Genomic DNA, 23,256 nt, shown 5'->3' with positions numbered 1-23,256 from the left:
GTCTTCTCTTGCAAAGCAAAAGAGCAGCCCCAGGCTGCTCTTTTGCTTGAATCATCGCGAAGTGGGCGAGGCAAGGCCCACTCGCTCGGGTACATCAGCGTTTCTGGGTCAGCGCGCGGCGCTCGAACTCGACGATGCGCTGGCGGTAGTGCTCGATGGTCTGGGCGGTCAGCACGCTGCGCTGGTCGTCCTTGAGTTCGCCATCGAGCTCATGGGCCAGCTTGCGGGCGGCGGCGACCATCACGTCGAACGCCTGCTTGGGGTGACGCGGGCCCGGCAGGCCGAGGAAAAAGCTCACGGCACGGGTGCTGAAGTGGTCGATGTCGTCCAGGTCGAACACCCCTGGCTTGACCGCGTTGGCCATGGAGAACAGCACTTCGCCGTGACCGGCCATGCTCTCGTGACGGTGGAAGATGTCCATGTCGCCGAAGCGCAGGCCGCTTTCCAGGATGTTCTGCAGCAAGGCAGGGCCCTTGAAGCCGCCTTCATCACGGGAGATCACGCTGATCACCAGCACCTCCTCGGCGGGCGGCAGCTCCTTGGCCGGGGTGCTGGCTGTGGCGAAGCTGCCATTGCGCTTGCTGTCGGCGGCGAGCTCGTCGCGGCCTTCGTCGAACAGGTCGGGCTCGCGCGGCTCGGCGGCCAGGTTCAGGTCACCCTGCTGCGGTTCGCTGTTGTTGCGTTTGCCACGCTTGGCGGCCTTGGCCGGCTTGGCTTCGCGCTCACGCTCGCGTTCACGCGCGGGCGCGCTCACCGAGGGCAGGTCGCTTTCGTCCAGCTCGGGCTCTTTATGGGTATCCAGCACACGTGCAGGGCCAAGCACCTCGGCGCTGCCCTCATCGTCCGGAACGTTGGCGTAGCTACGGTCCAGACGGAATTTCAACTTGCCCTTGCCGCCGCGCATGCGGCGCCAGCCGTCGAAAAGAATACCGGCGATGACAATGATGCCGATGACGATCAGCCACTCGCGCAGACCGATTTCCATGTAATCCCGTGCCTCTATAAAAAATATGCTTGAAAACAAAGGCTTCAAAGGCCTTTAACACGTGGCGCCAACTCTATGTTCTGACAGGCGTTTTACCCACGCAAAAAACAAGTGACATAAAGCTAGCACGACCAAAGGCAACTTTACACCGTCTGTCGCATCTGCCGAGGAAATTGCCTACAAGATCGACCTCTTTCATACACCTCATGTGTCAACCATGGCCATGGCCTCTTCCACATCAACTGCTACAAGACGTGAACAACCCGGCTCGTGCATGGTCACCCCCATCAGTTGATCCGCCATCTCCATGGCAATCTTGTTATGGGTGATGTAGATGAACTGCACGGTTTCGCTCATTTCCTTCACCAGTCGCGCATAGCGGCCAACGTTGGCGTCGTCCAGCGGCGCGTCGACCTCGTCGAGCATGCAGAACGGCGCCGGATTCAGCTTGAAGATGGCGAACACCAGTGCCAGTGCCGTCAATGCCTTCTCGCCGCCGGACAGCAAATGGATGGTGCTGTTCTTCTTGCCCGGCGGGCGCGCCATGATCGTCACCCCTGTATCGAGTAGATCTTCGCCCGTCAGTTCCAGATAAGCGCTGCCGCCACCGAAAACTTTTGGGAAAAGTGCCTGTAATCCGGCATTTATCTGATCAAAGGTATCCTTGAAGCGGTTACGGGTTTCCTTGTCGATCTTGCGAATGACGTTTTCCAGGGTATCGAGCGCCTCGACCAGGTCGGCGTCCTGGGCATCCAGATAGCGCTTGCGCTCGGACTGCTGTTCGTACTCCTCGATGGCCGCCAGGTTGATCGCGCCCAGGCGCTGAATACGCGCCTCGAGTTGCTCCAGCTCCTGCTCGGTGCCTTGCTCGCTGGCATCGGCCTCGAGCGTGGCGAGCACGCCCTGAAGATCGTAGCCGTCGGCCAGCAATTGTTCCTGCAGGGTCTTGCGCCGCACATCCAGCCCCTGGGACTCCAGACGCTGTTGCTCCAACTGGCCGCGCAGCATCTGCGACTGCTGTTCGGCCTGGGTGCGGCGGCGTTCGGCATCGCGCAGTTCGCGGTCGGCCTCGTCCATGTGCAGGCGGGCCTGGCGCATCTGCTCATCGACACTCATGCGTCGCTCGAGCAGCTCCTCGAGCTTCAGGCGCAGCTCTTCGAGCGGCGCCTCGCCCTCCTCCAGATTCAGGTTCAGTTGTTCCTGGCGCTCGCTCAGGCGCGCGGCCTGCTGCTCCAGGCGCTCGAGGGCCTGGCGGGTGGAGTCGTGCTGGGCGCGCAGCGAGCCCAGGCGCACGGCCAGTTGATGGGCGTGATCCTTATGCTGGCGGGCTTCCTGGCGGACCCGGTCAAGGCCTTCGCGCAGGGTGTCGCGGCGCGCCATCAGTTGCTCGCGCTGCTCGGTGTCCTGGGCCATCAGGTCGAGTGACTCCTGCAACAGCAGGCGCGCCTCGCCCAACTGCTCGTGCTCCAGGGCGCGCTGCTCCTGGAGCTCGGCCAATTCTTCGTGCAAGCGTCGGCGGCGCAGTTCGAGCTGTTCGGCCCGGGCTCGGCCAGCCGACAGGCGCGCCTTGAGCTCACCGTGCTGGCGGCTCTCGTCCTGGCTGCGACGGCGCAACTGCTCGCGCTGCTCCTCCAGGTCGAGCTGTTGTTCACGCAGGCGCTGCAGTTGCTCGTCAAGCTGTTCGAGCGACGCCTCCTGCTCCAGTTGCTCCTGGGCCAGGCGTTCGATTTCCTGGCCCCTGGCCAGCACGCCGCCCTGGGACTCACCCCCGCGGCTGACCCGCAGGAAATGCCGCCCGACCCAGTATCCGTCGCGGCTGACCAGGCTTTGCCCAGCAGCCAGCGACGCCCGCTGCGCCAACGCCTGCTCCAGCGTTTCAACCGGCCTGACCTGCCCCAGCCAGGCCGACAGATCGGCCCGCCCCTCGACCTTGTCGAGCAGGCTGCCGGCAACGCGCGAGCCCTCGTCCACGGCCAGCAGCAGGCGCAGATCGCCCTGCTCCAGCGCGGCGAAGTCCAGGCCGGCGAAGTCGTCCAGCAACACGGCCTGCAGGTCTGCGCCAAGCACCGTTTCCACCGCCAGCTCCCAGCCGGGCTCGACCCGCAGCCCCTCGGCCAGGCGCGGGCACTGCTCCAGGCCCTGGGCGCGCAGCCAGTCGGCGGCCCCTACACCGGGCTCCAACGCAGCCTGCTGCAAGGCCTCCAGCGAGGCCAGGCGCCCGCCCAGGCGCTGCAGATCACCCTGCTGTTGCTGTTGCGCCTGGCTGGTCTGCTGCAATTGTTCGCGCAACCCTTCCAGGCGCTCGACCACCTGCTGCTCTTGCAGGTGCAGCTCCTCGAGCAGCAACTCGCTGCTGGCCACTTGCTCGCCCAGATCGAACGTCTCGGTGTCCTGGGTATCACCACCGAGCTGCTCGCCCTCCTCGCCGAGCTTGCGCTGGCGCTCGGCCAGGCGCTCCAGGCTGGATTCGAGCTGCGCCAGGCGCGCCTGCTGCACCTCGGCCTGGCGGCGCGGCTCGGCGGAGCGGGTGTTGAAACCGTCCCACTGCTCTTGCCAGCCATGCATGCCAAGCTCAGCTTCCTCCAGGGTCGCGGCGGCCTCCTCGGCTGCGGCCAGGGTCAGCTCCTGCTCCGGTTCGAGCATCGCCAATTCTTCGCCGAGGGTCGCCAGCAAGGTGCGGTCGTGCCCCAGGTGCGACTCGGTTTCCAGGCGGGTGCGCTCGGCTTCCTTGAGGTCGTCCTGCAACTGGCGCAGGCGCTGCTGGCCATGCTGGATGCTCTGCTCGACCCGGGCAATATCACCGGCCACCGAATAGAAACGGCCCTGCACCTGATTGAAATGCTCGGACAACTCGTGATGGCCATCGCGCAAGCGCTCGATGCTGGCGTCGGCGTTGCGCTGCTCGGCCACCAGCGCCTCGAAGGCGATCTCCTGGTCGCCAATGACCGTCTCTCGCTGACGCACGCGGGCATCCAGTTCACGCCAGCGCAAGGCCGACAGGCGCGCCTTGAGCTGACGTTCCTGGGCCTTGTACTCGCGGTACTTCTCGGCAGCCTGGGCCTGGCGGTGCAGACGTTCGAGCTGGCGCTCCAGCTCCTCGCGCAGGTCGGTCAGGCGCGCCAGGTTTTCCTGGGTGCGGCGAATGCGGTTTTCGGTTTCGCGGCGGCGCTCCTTGTACTTGGAGATCCCCGCCGCTTCCTCGATGAAGTTGCGCAGTTCCTCGGGCTTGGCCTCGATCAGCTTGCTGATCATGCCCTGCTCGATGATCGAGTAGCTGCGCGGCCCCAGGCCGGTGCCGAGGAAGATATCGGTGATATCCCGGCGCCGGCACTTGGTGCCGTTCAGGTAATAGGTGTTTTGACCGTCACGGGTGACCTTGCGCCGGATCGAGATCTCGGCATAAGCGGCGTACTCGCCCACCAGGCTGTTGTCGCTGTTGTCGAACACCAGCTCGATGCTCGCCTGGCTGACCGGCTTGCGGCTGGTGGAGCCATTGAAGATGACGTCGGTCATCGACTCGCCACGGAGGTTCTTCGCCGAACTCTCGCCCATCACCCAGCGTACCGCGTCGATGATGTTGGACTTGCCGCAGCCATTAGGGCCGACCACCGCCGCCATGTTGCTGGGGAAGTTGACGGTGGTCGGGTCGACGAACGACTTGAACCCGGCCAGGCGAATGCACTTCAGGCGCATGGCTTCAGGCTCGCGCCAGCGCCGCCAGCACCAGCTCGCAGCTGCGCTGGCAATAGGCGGTGAGGACCTCGCGGATGCGCGGCAGGTCGCGGGCGACCACCGCCTCGAGCAGGCTGGCGAACAGGGTGAGGTAGTCGACCATGCTGGCCTGGCGCTGGTCGAGGGCCAGGTAATAGGCACGGCTCATGGCCGGCTGCAGGTTCTCGACGGTCTCCTGCAGGTACGGGTTGTTGGCGAACGGATAAGCCGCGCGCATCACCGCGAAACTGTCGGCGACGAAGGCCTTGATGTCCTTGCCGACGTGGGCCTGCTGCAAACGCTGCTGGATCTCCAGGAACGGGCGCAGGTCGCTGTCGCTGCGCCAATGCTCGGCGACGGCGTTGCCCAGCAAGATGTAGAACTCGCCCATCAGGGTGCACAGGCTGCGCACGCTATTTTCGTCCAGCTCGGTCACATGGGCGCCGCGACGCGGCAGGATCGCCACCAGGTGGCGACGTTCGAGGATCAGCAGCGCCTCGCGCACCGAGCCGCGGCTGACGTTGAGGGCCTGGGTGACCTTCTGCTCCTGGATGCGCTCGCCGGGTGCGAGTTCGCCGCGGATGATCCGCTCGGCCAGGTAGTGGGCAATTTGCTCGGAGAGGCTGTCCGGCGCCTTGAACGTCATGGTTTTCCTTCGCGATCTGGGTAGCTGTGCACAAGGGCGCGATTGTAGCGCACTTGCCCTGCGCTCGCGCAGCGCGACGAGGTGCTTTGTGCGACTGTCGGGTCGAGCGTGGGCCACGCCGCGAACTATGCTTGGGAAAAGGCTCGATGAGGCGGTTTGGAAAGGGCTCGAGCAAAATCTTGACCTTTGGGTCAGAAAATCATTGACCACAAGGTCAAGCGTTGCTTAGAGTCCGCCCGAACAACAATAAAACCATTGCGAGGCCCTCCCCCGTGATCCAGTTTCTCGTCAACCAGGAGCTGCGCAGCGAGCACGCCCTGGACCCGAACATGACGGTGCTGCAATACCTGCGCGAGCACCTGGGCAAGCCCGGCACCAAGGAAGGCTGCGCCAGCGGCGACTGCGGCGCCTGTACCGTGGTCGTCGGCGAACTGCTACAGGACGAACAGGGCAGCGACAGCATCCGCTACCGCAGCCTGAACTCATGCCTGACGTTCGTCTCGTCGCTGCACGGAAAACAGCTGATCAGCGTCGAGGGCCTCAAGCACCAGGGCGAACTGCACAGCGTGCAACAGGCCATGGCCGACTGCCATGGCTCGCAATGCGGCTTCTGCACCCCAGGCTTCGTCATGTCGCTGTTCGCCTTGCAGAAGAACAGCAGCGGCCACGACCTGCACCAGGCCCAGGAAGCACTGGCTGGCAATCTGTGCCGTTGCACCGGCTACCGGCCGATCCTCGACGCCGCCGAACAGAGCTGCGCGCGCCCCTGCCGCGACCAGTTCGACGCCCAACAGGCACAGACCATCGCCCGCCTCAAGGCCATCGCCCCACAACAGACCGGCGAGCTCAACAGCGGCGACAAGCGCTGCCTGGTGCCGCTGACCGTGGCCGACCTGGCCGAGCTGTACAGCTCGCACCCCGAAGCCCGGCTGCTGGCCGGCGGCACCGACCTGGCCCTGGAGGTCACCCAGTTCCACCGCACCTTGCCGGTGATGATCTACGTCGGCCATGTCGCCGAGCTCAAGCGCATCGACAAGCGCGCCAGCCACCTGGAGATCGGCGCCGCCACCCCGCTGACCGACTGCTACGCCGCGCTCAACGAGGAATACCCCGACTTCGGCGCCCTGCTGCACCGCTTCGCCTCGCTGCAGATCCGCAACCAGGGCACCCTGGGCGGCAACATTGGCAACGCCTCGCCGATCGGCGATTCGCCGCCCCTGCTGATCGCCCTGGATGCGCAGATCGTCCTGCGCCAGGGCGAGCGCCAACGCACCCTGGCGCTGGAGGACTACTTCATCGACTACCGCATCACCGCGCGCCAGGACAGCGAGTTCATCGAGAAGATCATCGTGCCGCGCGCCAGCAACGACTGGACGTTCCGCGCCTATAAGGTGTCCAAGCGCCTGGATGACGATATCTCCGCGGTGTGCGCGGCATTCAACCTGAGCCTCGACAACGGCGTGGTCAGCGGCGTGCGCATCGCCTTTGGCGGCATGGCGGCAATCCCGAAACGCGCCCGCGCCTGCGAAGCCGCGCTGCGCGGCAAGCCCTGGAACCAGGCCAGCGTCGAACGCGCCTGCCAGGCCCTGGCCGAGGACTTCACCCCGCTCAGCGACTTCCGCGCCAGCCGCGAGTACCGCCTGCTGACCGCGCAGAACCTGCTGCGCAAGTACTTCATCGAACTGCAAACACCGCACATCGAAACCCGGGTGAACGCCTATGTCTAACCATCACGCCGTCAAGAGCCAGGCCGAGATGGCCGCATTGTTCAGCCAGGGCCTGACCACCGGGGTCGGCCGCAGCCTCAAGCACGATAGCGCCGACAAGCACGTGGCCGGCGAGGCGGTGTACATCGACGACCGCCTGGAATTCCCCAACCAGTTGCACGTCTATGCGCGCACCGCCGACCGCGCCCACGCGCGTATCCTGCGCATCGACACCACGCCCTGCTACCAGTTCGAAGGCGTGCGTATCGCCATCACCCATGAAGACATCCCAGGCCTCAAGGACATCGGCCCAGTGGTCGCCGGCGACCCGCTGCTGGCCATCGACAAGGTCGAGTTCTTCGGCCAGCCGGTACTCGCCGTGGCCGCCCGCGACCTGGACACCGCCCGCCGCGCCGCCATGGCCGCCATCGTCGAGTACGAAGACCTGGAGCCAGTGCTCGACGTGGTCGAGGCCCTGCGCAAGAAGCACTTCGTGCTCGACAGCCACACCCACCAGCGCGGCGACTCGGCCGCTGCATTGGCCAGTGCCCCGCACCGTATCCAGGGCACCCTGCACATCGGTGGCCAGGAGCACTTCTACCTGGAAACCCAGATCAGCTCGGTAATGCCCAGCGAAGACGGCGGCATGATCGTCTACTGCTCCACGCAGAACCCCACCGAGGTGCAGAAGCTGGTGGCCGAGGTGCTCGACGTGCCGATGCACAAGATCGTCGTCGACATGCGCCGCATGGGTGGCGGTTTCGGCGGTAAAGAGACCCAGGCTGCCAGCCCGGCCTGCCTGTGCGCGGTGATCGCGCGCCTGACCGGCCAGCCAACCAAGATGCGCCTGCCGCGGGTCGAGGACATGACCATGACCGGCAAGCGCCACCCGTTCTATGTCGAGTACGACGTAGGCTTCGACGACACAGGCCGCCTGCACGGGATCAATTTCGATCTGGCCGGCAACTGTGGCTACTCGCCGGACCTGTCCGGCTCAATCGTCGACCGCGCCATGTTCCACTCCGACAACGCCTACTACCTGGGCGACGCTACCGTGCACGGCCACCGCTGCAAGACCAACACGGCCTCCAACACCGCCTACCGCGGTTTCGGCGGGCCGCAGGGCATGGTCGCCATCGAGCAGGTGATGGACCATATCGCCCGCCACCTGGCCCTCGACCCACTGGCGGTGCGCAAGGCCAACTACTACGGCAAGACCGAGCGCAACGTCACCCACTACTACCAGACCGTCGAGCACAACATGCTCGACGAGATGACCGCCGAACTGGAGGCCAGCAGCGACTACCACGAGCGCCGCGAGTCGATCCGTCGCTTCAACGCCAACAGCCCGGTGCTGAAGAAAGGCCTGGCGCTGACCCCCGTAAAGTTCGGCATCTCGTTCACCGCCACCTTCCTCAACCAGGCCGGCGCCTTGATCCACATCTACACCGACGGCAGCATCCACCTCAACCACGGCGGCACCGAGATGGGCCAGGGCCTGAACACCAAGGTCGCCCAGGTGGTGGCAGAGGTGTTCCAGGTGGACTTCAACCGTATCCAGATCACCGCCACCAACACCGACAAGGTGCCCAACACCTCGCCCACCGCCGCCTCCAGCGGTGCCGACCTGAACGGCAAGGCCGCGCAGAATGCCGCCGAGATACTCAAGAAGCGCCTCACCGAGTTCGCCGCGCGGCATTACAACGTCACCGAGGAAGACGTCGAGTTCCGCAACGGCCATGTGCGCGTGCGCGAGCAGATCATCAGCTTCGAGCAACTGGTGCAGCAGGCGTACTTCGCCCAGGTGTCGCTGTCGACCACCGGCTTCTACCGCACGCCGAAGATCTTCTACGACCGTGCCCAGGCCCGTGGCCGGCCGTTCTACTACTACGCCTTCGGCGCCGCCTGCGTGGAAGTGATCGTCGACACCCTGACCGGCGAGTACAAGATGTTGCGCGCCGACATCCTGCATGACGTGGGAGACTCGCTGAACCCGGCCATCGACATCGGCCAGGTGGAAGGCGGCTTCATCCAGGGCATGGGCTGGCTGACCACCGAGGAACTGGTGTGGAACGCCAAGGGCAAGCTGATGACCAACGGCCCGGCCAGCTACAAGATCCCGGCGGTGGCCGACATGCCGCTGGACATGCGGGTCAAGCTGGTGGAGAACCGCAAGAACCCCGAGGACACGGTGTTCCATTCCAAGGCCGTGGGCGAGCCGCCATTCATGCTCGGCATCGCCGCCTGGTGCGCGATCAAGGATGCGGTGGCGAGCATCGCCGACTACCGGGTACAACCGAACATCGACGCGCCATCGACGCCGGAGCGGGTGCTGTGGGGCTGCGAGCAGATGCGCAAGGCGGTGGCTGCGCAGCAGCCTGTGGAGCCCGCTTTGGAAACTGTCACCCACTGAAAACGCGGGACCCTGTAGGAACGGCCTTGTGTCGCGAAAGGGCTGCGTAGCAGCCCCAGAAATCTTCATCGCTGCACAGATGTTGGGGCCGCTTCGCGCCCCTTTCGCGACACAAGGCCGCTCCTACAAAGGGCACGAGGAGGATTGAAGACATGCACCAATGGATCAACGCCCTCGCCGAGCATCAAGCGCGCGGCGAACCCTGCGTGCTGGTGACCATCATCGAGGAGCGCGGCTCCACGCCGCGCAACGCCGGCTCGAAGATGGTGGTCAGCGCCAGCGCGCTATACGACACCATCGGCGGCGGCCACCTGGAGTTCAAGGCCCTGCACATCGCCCGGCAGATGCTCGAGGAACACCGCAGCACCCCGCACCTGGAGCGCTTCAGCCTCGGCGCCAGCCTCGGCCAGTGCTGCGGCGGCGCCACCGTGCTGCTGTTCGAGCCGATGACCGGGGTGCAGGCCGAGATCGCCGTGTTCGGCGCGGGCCATGTCGGCCGGGCTCTGGTACCCTTGCTCGCCGCGCTGCCCTGCCGGGTGCGCTGGATCGATTCGCGCGAACAGGAATTCCCCGAGGTCATCCCCAATGGGGTGAGCAAAATCGTCAGCGAAGAGCCGGTCGACGAAGTCGCCGACCTACCCGCCGGCAGCTACTGCATCGTCATGACCCACAACCACCAGCTGGACCTGGAGCTGACCGCCGCGATCCTCAAGCGCAACGACTTCACCTGGTTCGGCCTGATCGGCTCGAAGACCAAGCGTGTCAAGTTCGAGCACCGCCTGCGCGAGCGCGGCTTCGAAGACGCGCTGATGGCGCGCATGCGCTGCCCGATGGGCCTGGCCGAGGTCAAGGGCAAGCTGCCGATCGAGATCGCCGTGTCGATCGCCGGGGAAATCATCGCCACCTACAACGCCTGCTTCGGCCAGCATGACGCTGGCGCCAACGCAGGCCCCATCGCCCAGTTGCTGCCGCCGTCCCGGCGCAGCCAAGCCATTTGACGAGAGCCTCATGAGCGCAACCCGCAAAGCCTACCGAGCCGCCATCCTGCACAGCATCGCCGACCCCGCCGAGGTCGGCCTGGAGGCGTCCTGCGAATACTATGAAGACGGCCTGCTGGTGGTCGATGACGGCCGCATCAGCGCCTTGGGCCATGCCCGCGAGCTGCTGCCGGGCCTGGCTGGCGATATCGTCGTGGAACACTACCAGGACGCACTGATCACTCCAGGCTTCATCGACACCCATATCCACTTCCCGCAGACCGGCATGATCGGCTCCTACGGCGAGCAGTTGCTGGACTGGCTGAACACCTACACCTTCCCGTGCGAGAAGCAGTTCGCCGACAAGGCTCACGCCGACCAGGTGGCGAAGATCTTCCTCAAGGAACTCCTGCGCAATGGCACCACCACCGCGCTGGTGTTCGGCAGCGTGCATCCGGAGTCGGTCAACGCCCTGTTCGAGGAGGCCGAACGCCTGGACTTGCGCCTGATCGCCGGCAAAGTGATGATGGACCGCAACGCCCCCGACTACCTCACCGACACCGCCGAATCCAGCTACCGCGACAGCAAGGCACTGATCGAGCGCTGGCACGGCAAGGGCCGCCTGCACTACGCGGTGACCCCGCGCTTCGCCCCGACCAGCACGCCGGAGCAGTTGGCCGCCGCCGGACAGTTGCTCAAGGAGCACCCAGGCGTCTACCTGCACACCCACCTGTCGGAGAACCTCAAGGAAATCGACTGGGTCAAGGAGCTGTTCCCCGAGCAGAAAGGCTACCTGGACGTCTATGACCACTTCGAGCTGCTGGGCGAGCGCTCGGTGTTCGCCCACGGCGTGCACCTGTGCGACAGCGAATGCCAGCGCCTGGCCGAAACCGGTTCGGCCATCGCCTTCTGCCCGACCTCCAACCTGTTCCTCGGCAGCGGCCTGTTCAACCTGCCCCAGGCCGAGCGCTTCAAGGTCAATGTCGGCCTGGGCACCGATGTCGGCGCCGGCACCAGCTTCTCGCTGCTCAACACCCTGAACGAGGCGTACAAGGTGATGCAGCTGCAAGGCGCGCGCCTGCACCCGTACAAGTCGCTGTACCTGGCCACCCTCGGCGGCGCCCGCGCCCTGCGCCTGGACGACCGCATCGGCAGCCTGCGCCCGGGCAACGACGCCGACTTCGTGGTGCTCGACTACAAGGCCACCCCGTTGCTGGACTACCGCCTGCAGCAGTCCAGAAGCATCGAGGAGACCTTGTTCGTGCTCACCACCCTGGGCGACGACCGCACCGTGCGCGAGACCTACGCCGCCGGGCGTTGCGTGCACCAGCGCTAAGGCTGTTTCGCCAGGCCTCGATAAAGCGCACCGCCGATCGCCGCGCCGATCAGCGGTGCCAGCCAGAACAGCCACAGCTGTTGCAGCGCCCAGCCGCCGACGAACAAGGCAGGCCCGGTGCTACGTGCCGGGTTCACCGAAGTGTTGGTGACCGGGATCGAGATCAGGTGGATCAAGGTCAGCGCCAGGCCAATGGCGATCGGCGCGAACCCAGCCGGCGCCCGGGCATCGGTGGCACCCATGATGATCACCAGGAACATCGCGGTCATCACCACCTCGCTGACAAAGCCCGCCGCCAGGCTGTAGCCACCCGGCGAGTGTTCGGCATAACCGTTGGAAGCCAGCCCGTTGGCCAGCTCGAAGCCGGCCTTGCCACTGGCGATGAAATAGATCACCGCCGCGGCGAGAATCGCGCCGATCACCTGGGCAACCACGTAGGGCAGCAATTCTTTAGCCGGAAACCGCCCACCCACCACCAGGCCGAACGACACGGCGGGGTTGAGATGGCAACCGGAGATATGGCCGATGGCGAAGGCCATGGTCAGCACGGTCAGGCCGAAGGCGAACGCGACGCCGAGCACCCCGATGCCGACCGGCGAACTGGCGGCCAGCACCGCGCTGCCACAACCACCGAGTACCAACCAGAAGGTACCGACCAGCTCGGCACCCATGCGCACACCCAGGGAAGTAGTCATGGACCTCTCCTCAAGTCATTGGACGCAACGTTTGCGCAAGCCCAACCACATTGAAAAGGGGTTTGCAACTAGTAAATCTATCAGGACCCCGGCAAATGACCAGTAACGACAAGGGCCGCCTCGCGCCCCATCGTCGGCAAGCCGGCGATGGGGCGCGAGGCGGCCCCTTGCTCATACAGGCAAACGATCAACCCTTGACGCTGACCTTGGGCTTTTTCAGCAGGTGGGAAAACACCGCATGCAGGTCGTCCGAAGCGCTTTCCTCGTCGAGGTTGAGCTTGCTGTCGATGTGGTCCATGTGATGCATCATCAGGCTCACCGCCTGCTCGGCATCGCGTGCCTCGATGGCGTCGATCAGTTGCATGTGCTCGTCGTACGAGCAGTGCGAACGGTTGCCGCTCTCGTACTGGGCGATGATCAGCGAAGTCTGCGATACCAGGCTGCGCTGGAAGCTCACCAGCGGTGCGTTGCCGGCGGCCTCGGCCAACTTGAGGTGGAATTCGCCGGACAAGCGGATGCCGGCGCCACGGTCGCCGCGGGAGAAGCTGTCACGTTCTTCGCGCACCATGTGGCGCAGTTCGTTGAGCTGCTCGAGGGTAGCGTGCTGCACCGCCAGCTCGGTAATGGCACGCTCGACCATGCGCCGGGAGAAGAACACCTGGCGCGCCTCCTCGACCGTCGGGCTGGCCACCACCGCGCCGCGGTTGGGCCGCAGCAGCACCACGCTTTCGTGGGCCAGGCGCGACAGGGCGCGACGAATGATGGTGCGGCTGACGCCGAAGATCTCGCCCAGCGCTTCCTCGCTCAACTTGGTGCCCGGTGCCAGGCGCTGCTCGAGGATCGCCTCGAAGATGTGCGCGTAGACGATGTCGTCCTGGGTACCGCTGCGGCCGGCCTTGCCAGTGCGCGCAGGTTTTTTCAGAGGTTGCAGCTGTTCGTTCATGAGCTCTCGAGCACGAAGGGTCTGCCAGTCGGACCGTGACTGTAATACCTGTCAGCGGGGGGATGGCAAGTCCAGGAAGAAGATAGTGGGCCAAGGTATGGCGCCATTGTACACAGGCTGACCCGTTTCTGCAGGTGGCCTTTTACCTATATAGCCGTTGTACGGCAGTTTGTACGCACAAAAGATAAAACATTATTTGCATTATTTGTACACAAAAGCATAATCCTGCGAGCAACTTCCTGACCCAAAAGTCAACAAAATGGTCGGACGTCTGCCACACCCCCTCGCGAAGCCCCCCAGTGCATGGCTCAGGACCCGGCTTCGAACAACAAGAAAGACTTGAGGAGTACTCGCTGTGGAAAGCCGCAAATCCGAAGCACCTACGCTGGATCTCGCCCCACCGCTCGAAACGGGCTGGCTGGAGCGGATTTTCAAACTCAAACAGCATGGCAGCACCGTCCGCACCGAGCTGATCGCCGGGGTGACCACCTTCATCACCATGGCCTACATCATCTTCGTCAACCCCAACATCATGGCCGACGCCGGCATCGACCACGGCGCCGCGTTCGTCGCCACTTGCATCGCCGCCGCGCTGGGCTGCCTGCTGATGGGCCTGTACGCCAACTGGCCGGTGGGCCTGGCGCCGGGCATGGGGCTCAATGCCTTCTTCACCTACACCGTGGTCGGCACCATGGGCTACAACTGGGAAACGGCGCTGGGGGCGGTGTTCGTCTCAGGCGTGCTGTTCATGTTCCTGACCGTCTCACGCGTGCGTGAGTGGCTGCTCAACAGCATCCCGCTGAGCCTGCGCCATGCCATGGGGGCCGGCGTCGGATTGTTCCTCGGGCTGATCGGCCTGAAGACCGCCGGCATCATCGTCGACAGCCCGGCAACCCTGGTCAAGCTGGGCTCGCTGCATGAGCCCGGCCCGCTGCTGGCGGCCGTGTGCTTCCTGCTGATCGCCATCCTCAGCTACAAGCGGGTGTTCGGCGCGATCCTGATCAGCATCATCGGCGTCACCCTGGCCGGCTGGGGTCTGGGCCTGGTCAAGTTCGGCGGGGTGGTGTCGATGCCGCCGAGCCTGGCACCGACCTGGATGGCCATGGACGTGGTCGGCGTGTTCAACGTCAGCATGATCAGCGTGGTGCTGGCGTTCCTGTTCGTGCACATGTTCGACACCGCTGGCACGCTGATGGGCGTGGCCCAGCGGGCCAACCTGGTGGCACCGGACGGGCGCATCGAGAACCTGTCGCGGGCGCTCAAGGCCGACAGCACCTCCAGTGTTTTCGGCGCGGTGGTTGGTGTGCCACCGGTGACCAGCTACGTGGAAAGTGCCGCGGGTGTCGCGGCAGGTGGACGTACCGGCCTGACCGCCGTGGTGGTGGGGATCCTGTTCATCGCGGCGATGTTCTTCGCCCCGCTGGCCGGGATGATCCCAGCCTATGCCACCGCTGGCGCGCTGATCTACGTGGCGATGCTGATGATGGGCAGCATGGCGCATATCGAGTGGGATGAAGCCACCGACAGCATTCCGGCGATCGTCACGGTGATCATGATGCCGCTGACCTTCTCGGTCGCCGACGGCATCGCCCTTGGCTTCATCAGCTATGTGGCGCTGAAGGCGGGTACCGGCAAGTACAAGGAGATCTCGGCCAGCCTGTGGGTGCTGTGCGCGATCTTCATTGCCAAGTTCGTGTTCCTCTGACCTCGCAGCAACAACCAAGGGCGCCTCGGCGCCCTTTCTTTTTGCCTGCTCGGCATGCCTGCTTCCACACATCCCCTGTAGGAGCACCCGAAGGGCAGATTGGCAACTGCAAAAACAGCAGACGAAAAAAAGCCCGCCAGTGTGAGAGCGGGCCAAGGACCTACGAAGATTCTTCTAGCGACCAACTAGCTTCCACGATAGGTCGAATAGCTGTACGGCGAGATCAGCAACGGCACATGGTAATGCTCTTGCTGCTCGTCGATGCCAAAGCGCAGCACGACAACATCGAGGAACGCGGTGTCCGGCAGCTTCACACCCTTGGCGCGATAGTAGTCACCGGCGCTGAACTGCAATTGATAGACGCCGGTGCGGTAATCGTCGCCCTGCAGCAGCGGCGCGTCGACGCGACCATCGCTGTTGGTCAGGGCGGTGTTCACCAGTTCCAACTGCTGGCCTTCGACGCGGTACAGCTCGACCGTGATCGAGCTGCCCGGGCAGCCATGCGCGGCGTCCAGTACGTGTGTGGTCAAACGTCCCATTTGCTTGTCGCCTCTTGTCGTCTACGTGGGCAAAAAATACACGGCTACAGCCTGGCAGCGGTGCGGGAATGACGCCATTAAGACAGTTGAACGACAAATTGTACACAATTTTTTATCTCCTTTGCGCCAGCACGACCTGAACAGCCCATCAGTCGCAAAGACACGTCCCATGCCGACCCTCACACCATTAGCTGACCAATCGGGCAGGTTTCTTGCAAGGATTCTCCAACCGACAAAAGGGCAGAAATGCGGAAAAACAGGCTTACAAAAGATTTCAGAAGTTGTATACAATCAGCCCATCCGGTGGTGCGACATCCCGACGCGGCCCGCCCACCACTCGCACATACGTACAAGAAGGAAGACTGCAGTGAGCGCTGACTACCCTCGCGACCTGATCGGTTACGGCAACAACCCACCTCACCCGCAATGGCCGGGGAATGCCCGCATTGCACTGTCCTTCGTGCTCAACTACGAAGAAGGTGGCGAGCGCAACATCCTGCATGGCGACAAAGAGTCCGAAGCGTTCCTCTCCGAAATGGTCGCTGCCCAGCCGCTGCAGGGCGCGCGCAACATGAGCATGGAATCGCTCTACGAATACGGCAGCCGCGCCGGCGTATGGCGCCTGCTCAAACTGTTCAAGGACAGCGGCGTGCCGCTGACCATCTTCGCCGTGGCCATGGCCGCCCAGCGCCACCCCGACGTGATCCGCGCCATGGTCGAGGCCGGCCACGAGATCTGCAGCCACGGCTACCGCTGGATCGACTACCAATACATGGATGAAGCGCAAGAGCGCGAGCACATGCTCGAAGCCATCCGCATCCTCACCGAGCTTACCGGCGAACGCCCGCAAGGCTGGTACACCGGCCGCACCGGTCCGAACACCCGGCGCCTGGTGATGGAGGAAGGCGGCTTCCTCTACGACAGCGACACCTACGACGACGACCTGCCCTACTGGGAGCCGAACAACCCCACCGGCAAGCCGCACCTGGTGATCCCCTACACCCTCGACACCAACGACATGCGCTTCACCCAGGTGCAGGGTTTCAACTGCGGCGAGCAGTTCTTCCAGTACCTGAAGGACGCCTTCGACGTGCTCTACGCGGAAGGCGCCGAGGCACCGAAGATGCTCTCCATCGGCCTGCACTGCCGCCTGGTCGGCCGCCCGGCGCGCCTGGCCGCGCTCAAGCGCTTCGTCGACTACGCCAAGAGCCACGAGCAGGTCTGGTTCGCCCGTCGCGTGGACATCGCCCGCCACTGGCACGCCACCCACCCGTACAAGAAAGAGAACGCCTGATGACCGCCTTCAAGACCCTCAAGCCCTCCACCCTGGACCGCGCCGCCTTCGTCGCGGCCTTCGCCGACATCTACGAGCACTCGCCGTGGGTCGCCGAGAAAGCCTACGACCTGGGGCAACTGGCCGAGCTGGACGAGATCGAGGCGCTGCATCAACGCATGAGCGACATCCTGCTCAGCGCCAGCCATGCCGAGCAACTGGCACTGATCAATGCTCACCCGGACCTGGCCGGCAAGGCCGCCATCCAGGGCGAGCTGACCGAATCGAGCACCAACGAACAAGCCGGCGCCGGCATCCACCAGTGCACCGCCGAGGAGTTCGCCCGCTTCACCGAGCTGAACGACGCCTACAAGGCCAAGTTCCAGTTCCCGTTCATCATGGCGGTCAAGGGCAGCAACCGCCACCAGATCCTCGCCGCCTTCGAACAGCGCATCCACAACGACACCGATGCCGAGTTCAAGGAGGCCCTGGCGCAGATCAACCTGATCGCGCTGTTCCGCCTGCTGCAGCTGTAAGGCACTGGCAGCGCCCTGGCCCGAGTGCGTGACGCGTCCGCACCCAGGGCCCCGGCCCGCCAAGCCACCAAAATCCAGAACAACGAATAGAAGAGATAACCGCATGCGCACCCTGATGATCGAGCCCCTGAGCAAAGAAGCCTTCGCCCCTTTCGGTGACGTGATCGAAACCGACGGCAGCGACCACTTCATGATCAACAACGGCTCGACCATGCGCTTCCACAAGCTCGCCACGGTCGAGACCGCCGAGCCGGAAGACAAGGCGATCATCAGCATCTTCCGCGCCGACGCGCTGGAGATGCCGCTGACCGTGCGCATGCTGGAACGCCATCCGCTGGGCAGCCAGGCTTTCATCCCGCTGCTCGGCAACCCCTTTCTGATCGTGGTCGCGCCCGTTGGCGATGCACCTGTATCAGGCTTGGTCCGCGCCTTCCGCAGTAATGGCAGGCAGGGCATTAATTACCATCGCGGCGTCTGGCACCACCCGGTGCTGACGATCGAAAAGCGGGATGACTTCCTGGTGGTTGATCGCAGTGGTTCCGGCAACAACTGCGATGAGCATTACTTCCCCGAGGAACAGATGTTGATCCTCAATCCCCACCAATAAGAAAAGGTCGGTCACCCAGGTCCGCCTGAACCGTGACCGGCGAGAGGTACATACTGTGGAAGCACACCTTCACGAATGGCTGAACCTGAGCATTCGCTGGGTTCACATGATCACCGGCGTGGCCTGGATCGGTGCATCGTTCTACTTTGTCTGGCTGGAGAACCACCTGAACCGCAGCAACCCGCGCGATGGGTTGTCGGGTGACCTCTGGGCCATCCACGGTGGCGGCATCTACCACCTGGAAAAATACAAGCTGGCACCGCCGAAGATGCCCGAGAACCTGCACTGGTTCAAATGGGAAGCCTATTTCACCTGGATGTCCGGGATTGCCTTGCTGTGCGTGGTGTTCTACTGGAACCCGACGCTGTACCTGCTGGCACCCGGCAGCACACTCAGCGGTGCCGAAGGCGTGGCCATCGGTATTGGCTCGCTGATCGCCGGCTGGTTCATCTACGACTTCCTCTGCGACTCGCCCCTGGGCAAGAAGCCGGCCCTGCTCGGCGCCGTGCTGTTCGTGCTGATCATCGCCGCCTGCTGGGGCTTCAGCCTGGTGTTCAGCGGTCGCGGCGCGTACCTGCACACCGGCGCGATCATCGGCACCATCATGGTCGGTAACGTGTTCCGCATCATCATGCCGGCGCAGCGCCAGCTGGTGGCGGCCATCGAGAACAACCAGACCCCCGACCCGGTGCTGCCGGCCAAGGGCCTGCTGCGCTCGCGCCATAACAACTACTTCACCCTGCCGGTGCTGTTCATCATGATCAGCAACCACTTCCCGAGCACCTACGGTAGCCAGTACAACTGGCTGATCCTGGCCGGGATCGCGGTGGCCGCGGTACTGATCCGTCACTACTTCAACACCCGCCACGACAGCAACAAGTACGCCTGGACCCTGCCCGTGGGCGCCCTGGCGATGATCTGCCTGGCCTATGTAACCGGCCCGAAACCACTGCCGAGCGCTCCTGAGCAGGCCGCCGCCAAGGTCGAGTACCAACCGCTGCCGGCCACCGCCGTGGGCGGCAAGACCGCCGCCGAACTGCGCGCCGAGGAAGCCGCCAAACCTGCGGCCCCCGCCGAGGCTCCAGCCCAGGCCACCGCCCAGGCTGGCGGTGAAACCTTCGACAAGATCCACACCGTCATTCAGGAACGCTGCACCGTGTGCCACTCGGCCAAGCCGACCAGCCCGCTGTTCAGCGCCGCACCTGGCGGCGTGATGTTCGACACCCCGCAGCAGATCCAGGCCCAGGCCGCGCGCATCCAGGCGCAGGCCGTCGCCAGCCAGATCATGCCGCTGGGCAACATCACCCAGATGACCGTCGAGGAACGCAAGCTGGTCGGCGACTGGATCGCCAAAGGCGCGCAGGTCAACTGATCACACAGCGTTCAAAGACTGTAGGAGCGGCCTTGTGCCGCGAAGAGGCCGCTAGACCCGGCCTCTGTTTCAAGGTTTACGCAACAAGCAAGCATCGAGCGTTCGACTTCAGGCGGGAACCTGCCGCTTGAAGTCGCCCGCTTGGATCCGAGAATAAAAACAAAACTCGAGGTGCTGCATGTCCGAGTCACCCAAGGCGTACATCCCTGTTGCGCCGCCACGACAGCCCCTGCCCTTGTTCCAGCTGATCCTGGTGGGTCTGCAACACGTGCTGCTGATGTACGGGGGCGCCATCGCGGTGCCGCTGATCATCGGCCAGGCGGCGGGCCTGTCCCGCGAAGAAGTCGCCTTCCTGATCAACGCCGACCTGCTGGTCGCCGGCGTTGCCACCATCATCCAATCCTTCGGTATCGGCCCGGTCGGCATTCGCATGCCGGTCATGATGGGCGCAAGCTTCGCCGCTGTCGGCAGCATGGTGGCCATGGCCGGCATGCCCGGTGTCGGTTTGCAGGGGATCTTCGGCGCGACCATCGCCGCCGGCTTCTTCGGCATGCTGATCGCGCCATTCATGTCCAAGGTCGTGCGCTTCTTCCCGCCACTGGTGACCGGCACGGTCATCACTTCCATCGGCCTGTCGCTGTTCCCGGTGGCGGTCAACTGGGCCGGCGGCGGGCAAGAGGCCACCGCCTTCGGCGCGCCGATCTACCTGATGGTCGCCGGCCTGGTGCTGGCGGTGATCCTGCTGATCAACCGCTTCATGCGTGGTTTCTGGGTCAACGTCTCGGTCCTGGTGGGCATGGGCCTGGGCTACATCCTGGCCGGCTCCATCGGCATGGTCGACCTGTCGGGCCTGGACCAGGCACCGTGGCTGCAGGTGGTCACCCCGCTGCACTTCGGCATGCCGACCTTCAGCCTGGCGCCGATCCTGTCGATGTGCCTGGTGGTGGTGATCATCTTCGTCGAATCCACCGGCATGTTCCTCGCCCTGGGCAAGGTGACCGACCGTGAAGTGACCCCGGGGATGCTGCGGCGCGGCTTGCTGTGCGACGCTGGCGCCTCGTTCATTGCTGGCTTCTTCAACACCTTCACCCACTCCTCGTTCGCCCAGAACATCGGCCTGGTGCAGATGACCGGGGTACGCTGCCGCTACGTCACGGTGATGGCCGGCGCGCTGCTGATCCTGCTCAGCCTGCTGCCCAAGGCGGCGTTCCTGATCGCCTCGATCCCGCCTGCGGTACTGGGCGGCGCGTCCATCGCCATGTTCGGCATGGTCACCGCCACCGGCATCAAGATCCTCCAGGAGGCGGACATCGCCGATCGTCGCAACCAGTTGCTGGTGGCGGTCAGTGTCGGTTTCGGCCTGATCCCGGTGGTGCGTCCGGAGTTCTTCGCGCAGATGCCGCAGTGGATGGAACCGATCACCCACAGCGGTATCGCCATGGCTACCCTCAGCGCCCTGGTGCTGAACCTGTTGTTCAACATCCTCGGCGGCGCCGAGCGTGCCGCGCACAACGACGCCTGTCATCAGCATTGAGTGACCAGGGGCGGCGCCTCGCCGGCCGCCCCGCTCCACCCCTGTCGTAACGCATTACCGTCGGCCCGCCGGAATGGGCCGCCCGGGGCGCCTGCGCGCCAAAAAAGCCCAAACAAAAACAATAAGTCCGGGAATCACAACATGAAGCGCATCACCTCGTCCGTTTTGCTCGGCAGCACCTTGCTGGCTACCCTCCCCGCCCACGCCGGCGAATGGCTGCAGTGGCACGGCGAAAGCCTGACCTATCTGTATGGCAAGGACTTCAAGGTCAACCCTTCGATCCAGCAGACGATCACCTTCGAGCACGCCAACAAATGGAAGTACGGCGATACCTTCCTGTTCATCGACAAGATCTTCTACAACGGCAAGGCCGACCCCGGCAAAGGCGTGACCACCTACTACGGCGAGTTCAGTCCGCGCCTGTCGTTCGGCAAGATCCTCGACCGCAACCTGGCCTTCGGCCCGATCAAGGATGTGCTGCTGGCCATGACCTACGAACGTGGCGAGGGCGACAACGAGGCCTATCTGATCGGCCCCGGCTTCGACCTCAACGTGCCCGGTTTCAACTACTTCACCCTGAACTTCTACGTGCGCAATACCGAAGGCAGCCGCCCCGGCGACAACGTCTGGCAGATCACCCCGGCCTGGTCGTACACCATCCCGGTGGGCAAGTCCGACATCCTGATCGACGGCTACATCGACTGGGTGGTGGACAACGACCAGACCCGCCGCGGCACCTATCACGCCAACTTGCAGTTCAACCCACAGGTCAAGTACGACCTGGGCAAGGCCCTGAACCTGGGCGCCAAGCAGCTCTACGTGGGCTTTGAGTACAGCTACTGGAAGGACAAGTACGGCATCGACAGCCGCGGCAACCTGGACAGCAACCAGAGTGTCGCCAGTGCCCTGGTGAAGGTGCATTTCTAACCCGACGGGCGCTCGCCCAACGATGTGACAGCGTGCTCCAGGACGGAGCACTTGAGGCCCGGCGCGCAAGTGAGTAATCTGCGCGCCCCCTCGATCGGGGCAGGATGGATCCTGCCCGCGTTTGCTGACCGCCAAGTCAATGATTCCGGGCGATTGGCCAACGTGTTGCCAGCGTGAAATACCCATTTCATCCGTAAGAAAGACGTCGAGCAGGATGGTTGTGGCCAACGTGGAAAAGTTGGCGCAGCGCTTGCCAAACAGCTGTGGCCTATTGAAAAAAGCTGACCCAAAAGACAAGAACAGCGCCCGAGCGCTGACAACAGATCCAACTCAAGGGAGCGACACTCGCAATGCGTACCATCAACAGCCTGATCCTCGCCGGTGGCCTGCTGGCCTGCGGCGCCAGCCAAGCCGGCGACCTGCTGCAATGGCAGAACAACAGCCTGACCTACCTGTGGGGCAAGAACTTCAAGGTCAACCCCGAGACCCAGCAAACCTTCACCTTCGAGCACGCCGACGCGTGGAAGTACGGTGACAACTTCTTCTTCTTCGACAAGATCTTCTATCAGGGCAAGAAGGACGCCGGTAACGGCCCGAACACCTACTACGGCGAGTTCAGCCCACGCCTGTCGTTCGGCAAGATCTTCGACCAGAAGCTCGAGTTCGGCCCGGTCAAGGACGTGCTGCTGGCGATGACCTACGAGTTCGGCGAGGGTGACACCGAGGCCTACCTGATCGGCCCCGGTTTCGACCTGGCAATCCCTGGCTTCGACTACTTCCAGCTGAACTTCTACCAACGCACCACCGACGGCAGCCGCCCGGGCGACAACGTCTGGCAGATCACCCCGGTGTGGTCATACACCATCCCGGTGGGTTCGTCCGACATTCTCATCGACGGTTTCATGGACTGGGTGGTGGACAACGACGAGAACCGTCGCGGCACCTACCAGGCGAACCTGCACTTCAACCCGCAGGTCAAGTACGACCTGGGCAAAGCGCTGCACCTGGGCGAGAAGCAGTTGTACGTGGGTATCGAGTACGACTACTGGAAGAACAAGTACGGCATCAAGGACAGCGATGCCTTCACTACCGATCAGAACACCATGAGCTTCCTGGTGAAAGTGCACTTCTGATCTGAAGCCAGTGCATAACCCGTAGGAGCGGCCTTGTGTCGCGAAAGGGCTGCGCAGCAGCCCCGGCGACTTTGCATGATGTCGAGATCCTGGGGCCGCTTCGCGCCCCTTTTCGCGACACCAGGCCGCTCCTACTGGTGAACCTGGGCAAGCCCCGGCCAGACGCCTCAGTTTGCCGGTTTTAGCGCCCGCCATACCTTGCCGACGACGCTCACCAC

At 64.0% G+C, this 23,256-nt stretch carries 18 protein-coding genes; 12 read left to right on the top strand and 6 right to left on the bottom strand.

Features of this window, described 5'->3' with window-relative positions; all coding sequences use genetic code 11:
* Nucleotides 1-94: 94 nt before the first annotated feature.
* The 3 genes from zipA to E3U47_RS21025 all read right to left on the bottom strand — a co-directional run bounded on the left by zipA (nt 95) and on the right by E3U47_RS21025 (nt 5,342).
* A complete protein-coding gene (gene zipA / locus E3U47_RS21035; RefSeq protein WP_134693537.1) occupies nt 95-985 on the bottom strand; it encodes a cell division protein ZipA in 891 nt (296 codons plus the stop codon).
* Between the two features lie 204 nt (nt 986-1,189).
* On the bottom strand, nt 1,190-4,678 hold the full coding sequence (gene smc / locus E3U47_RS21030; protein ID WP_134693536.1) for a chromosome segregation protein SMC: 3,489 nt from the start codon (nt 4,676-4,678) through the stop codon (nt 1,190-1,192).
* Nucleotides 4,679-4,682: 4 nt separating this feature from the next.
* Nucleotides 4,683-5,342, bottom strand: coding sequence for a GntR family transcriptional regulator (locus tag E3U47_RS21025; RefSeq protein ID WP_134693535.1), 660 nt, complete (start codon nt 5,340-5,342; stop codon nt 4,683-4,685).
* A 272-nt stretch (nt 5,343-5,614) separates the two neighbouring features.
* Here E3U47_RS21025 and xdhA point away from each other — a divergent pair, with 272 nt between their 5' ends.
* The 4 genes from xdhA to guaD all read left to right on the top strand — a co-directional run bounded on the left by xdhA (nt 5,615) and on the right by guaD (nt 11,774).
* A complete protein-coding gene (gene xdhA / locus E3U47_RS21020; RefSeq protein WP_134693534.1) occupies nt 5,615-7,069 on the top strand; it encodes a xanthine dehydrogenase small subunit in 1,455 nt (484 codons plus the stop codon).
* Nucleotides 7,062-9,461 (top strand): xanthine dehydrogenase molybdopterin binding subunit, encoded by a 2,400-nt coding sequence (gene xdhB / locus E3U47_RS21015; protein WP_134693533.1) that lies wholly within the window; start codon nt 7,062-7,064, stop codon nt 9,459-9,461. The genes xdhA and xdhB overlap by 8 nt, the downstream gene beginning before the upstream one ends.
* A gap of 152 nt (nt 9,462-9,613) precedes the next feature.
* A complete protein-coding gene (gene xdhC / locus E3U47_RS21010; protein WP_134693532.1) occupies nt 9,614-10,459 on the top strand; it encodes a xanthine dehydrogenase accessory protein XdhC in 846 nt (281 codons plus the stop codon).
* Between the two features lie 10 nt (nt 10,460-10,469).
* The gene (guaD, locus tag E3U47_RS21005) at nt 10,470-11,774 is read left to right on the top strand and encodes a guanine deaminase (RefSeq protein WP_134693531.1); all 1,305 of its coding nucleotides are present in this window, start codon (nt 10,470-10,472) and stop codon (nt 11,772-11,774) included.
* Here guaD and aqpZ read toward each other — a convergent pair.
* The gene (aqpZ, locus tag E3U47_RS21000; RefSeq protein ID WP_134693530.1) at nt 11,771-12,469 is read right to left on the bottom strand and encodes an aquaporin Z; all 699 of its coding nucleotides are present in this window, start codon (nt 12,467-12,469) and stop codon (nt 11,771-11,773) included. The two genes, guaD and aqpZ, sit on opposite strands and share 4 nt — an antisense overlap.
* A 187-nt stretch (nt 12,470-12,656) precedes the next feature.
* On the bottom strand, nt 12,657-13,412 hold the full coding sequence (locus tag E3U47_RS20995) for a GntR family transcriptional regulator (RefSeq protein ID WP_134693529.1): 756 nt from the start codon (nt 13,410-13,412) through the stop codon (nt 12,657-12,659).
* 355 nt (nt 13,413-13,767) lie between these two features.
* On the opposite strand from E3U47_RS20995, the gene E3U47_RS20990 reads away from it, so the two are divergent.
* The gene (locus E3U47_RS20990) at nt 13,768-15,117 is read left to right on the top strand and encodes an NCS2 family permease (RefSeq protein WP_134693528.1); all 1,350 of its coding nucleotides are present in this window, start codon (nt 13,768-13,770) and stop codon (nt 15,115-15,117) included.
* A gap of 185 nt (nt 15,118-15,302) precedes the next feature.
* Here the strand turns inward: E3U47_RS20990 and uraH are convergent, their stop codons facing one another.
* Entirely contained in the window at nt 15,303-15,656 is a 354-nt protein-coding gene (gene uraH / locus E3U47_RS20985) for a hydroxyisourate hydrolase (protein ID WP_134693527.1), read from the bottom strand.
* A 367-nt stretch (nt 15,657-16,023) separates the two neighbouring features.
* Between uraH and puuE the strand changes: the two genes are divergently transcribed.
* The 7 genes from puuE to E3U47_RS20950 all read left to right on the top strand — a co-directional run bounded on the left by puuE (nt 16,024) and on the right by E3U47_RS20950 (nt 23,038).
* Nucleotides 16,024-16,950 (top strand): allantoinase PuuE, encoded by a 927-nt coding sequence (gene puuE, locus E3U47_RS20980; protein WP_134693526.1) that lies wholly within the window; start codon nt 16,024-16,026, stop codon nt 16,948-16,950.
* Nucleotides 16,950-17,465, top strand: a complete 516-nt coding sequence (uraD, locus tag E3U47_RS20975) for a 2-oxo-4-hydroxy-4-carboxy-5-ureidoimidazoline decarboxylase (RefSeq protein ID WP_134693525.1) — start codon at nt 16,950-16,952, stop codon at nt 17,463-17,465. Before puuE ends, uraD begins: the two co-directional genes overlap by 1 nt.
* A 103-nt stretch (nt 17,466-17,568) precedes the next feature.
* A complete protein-coding gene (locus E3U47_RS20970) occupies nt 17,569-18,072 on the top strand; it encodes an ureidoglycolate lyase (RefSeq protein ID WP_134693524.1) in 504 nt (167 codons plus the stop codon).
* A 55-nt stretch (nt 18,073-18,127) separates the two neighbouring features.
* Nucleotides 18,128-19,444 carry a urate hydroxylase PuuD gene (locus E3U47_RS20965; RefSeq protein WP_038705699.1) on the top strand — a complete coding sequence of 439 codons (1,317 nt, stop codon included), beginning with the start codon at nt 18,128-18,130 and terminating at the stop codon, nt 19,442-19,444.
* Nucleotides 19,445-19,622: 178 nt separating this feature from the next.
* A complete protein-coding gene (locus E3U47_RS20960) occupies nt 19,623-20,978 on the top strand; it encodes a nucleobase:cation symporter-2 family protein (RefSeq protein ID WP_134693523.1) in 1,356 nt (451 codons plus the stop codon).
* 141 nt (nt 20,979-21,119) lie between these two features.
* The gene (locus E3U47_RS20955) at nt 21,120-21,905 is read left to right on the top strand and encodes an outer membrane protein OmpK (protein ID WP_134693522.1); all 786 of its coding nucleotides are present in this window, start codon (nt 21,120-21,122) and stop codon (nt 21,903-21,905) included.
* A gap of 350 nt (nt 21,906-22,255) precedes the next feature.
* Complete coding sequence (locus E3U47_RS20950) at nt 22,256-23,038, top strand: outer membrane protein OmpK (protein WP_134693521.1); 783 nt, start codon at nt 22,256-22,258, stop codon at nt 23,036-23,038.
* The last annotated feature ends 218 nt before the right edge of the window (nt 23,039-23,256 follow it).

Source organism: Pseudomonas sp. RIT623 (assembly GCF_004519305.1).
In the GTDB taxonomy this organism is placed as follows: Bacteria; Pseudomonadota; Gammaproteobacteria; order Pseudomonadales; family Pseudomonadaceae; genus Aquipseudomonas.
Note: the sequence above shows the minus strand (reverse complement) of the source record. Positions and strands in the feature narration are given on the sequence as shown.

Coding starts and splice junctions, on each gene's coding strand:
- E3U47_RS20960 (WP_134693523.1), top strand. CDS start 19,623: ATGTCCGAGTCACCCAAGGCGTACATCCCTGTTGCGCCGCCACGACAG.
- E3U47_RS20950 (WP_134693521.1), top strand. CDS start 22,256: ATGCGTACCATCAACAGCCTGATCCTCGCCGGTGGCCTGCTGGCCTGC.
- uraD (WP_134693525.1), top strand. CDS start 16,950: ATGACCGCCTTCAAGACCCTCAAGCCCTCCACCCTGGACCGCGCCGCC.
- E3U47_RS20970 (WP_134693524.1), top strand. CDS start 17,569: ATGCGCACCCTGATGATCGAGCCCCTGAGCAAAGAAGCCTTCGCCCCT.
- E3U47_RS21025 (WP_134693535.1), bottom strand. CDS start 5,342: ATGACGTTCAAGGCGCCGGACAGCCTCTCCGAGCAAATTGCCCACTAC.
- xdhC (WP_134693532.1), top strand. CDS start 9,614: ATGCACCAATGGATCAACGCCCTCGCCGAGCATCAAGCGCGCGGCGAA.
- smc (WP_134693536.1), bottom strand. CDS start 4,678: ATGCGCCTGAAGTGCATTCGCCTGGCCGGGTTCAAGTCGTTCGTCGAC.
- E3U47_RS20995 (WP_134693529.1), bottom strand. CDS start 13,412: ATGAACGAACAGCTGCAACCTCTGAAAAAACCTGCGCGCACTGGCAAG.
- xdhB (WP_134693533.1), top strand. CDS start 7,062: ATGTCTAACCATCACGCCGTCAAGAGCCAGGCCGAGATGGCCGCATTG.
- uraH (WP_134693527.1), bottom strand. CDS start 15,656: ATGGGACGTTTGACCACACACGTACTGGACGCCGCGCATGGCTGCCCG.
- E3U47_RS20955 (WP_134693522.1), top strand. CDS start 21,120: ATGAAGCGCATCACCTCGTCCGTTTTGCTCGGCAGCACCTTGCTGGCT.
- guaD (WP_134693531.1), top strand. CDS start 10,470: ATGAGCGCAACCCGCAAAGCCTACCGAGCCGCCATCCTGCACAGCATC.
- zipA (WP_134693537.1), bottom strand. CDS start 985: ATGGAAATCGGTCTGCGCGAGTGGCTGATCGTCATCGGCATCATTGTC.
- aqpZ (WP_134693530.1), bottom strand. CDS start 12,469: ATGACTACTTCCCTGGGTGTGCGCATGGGTGCCGAGCTGGTCGGTACC.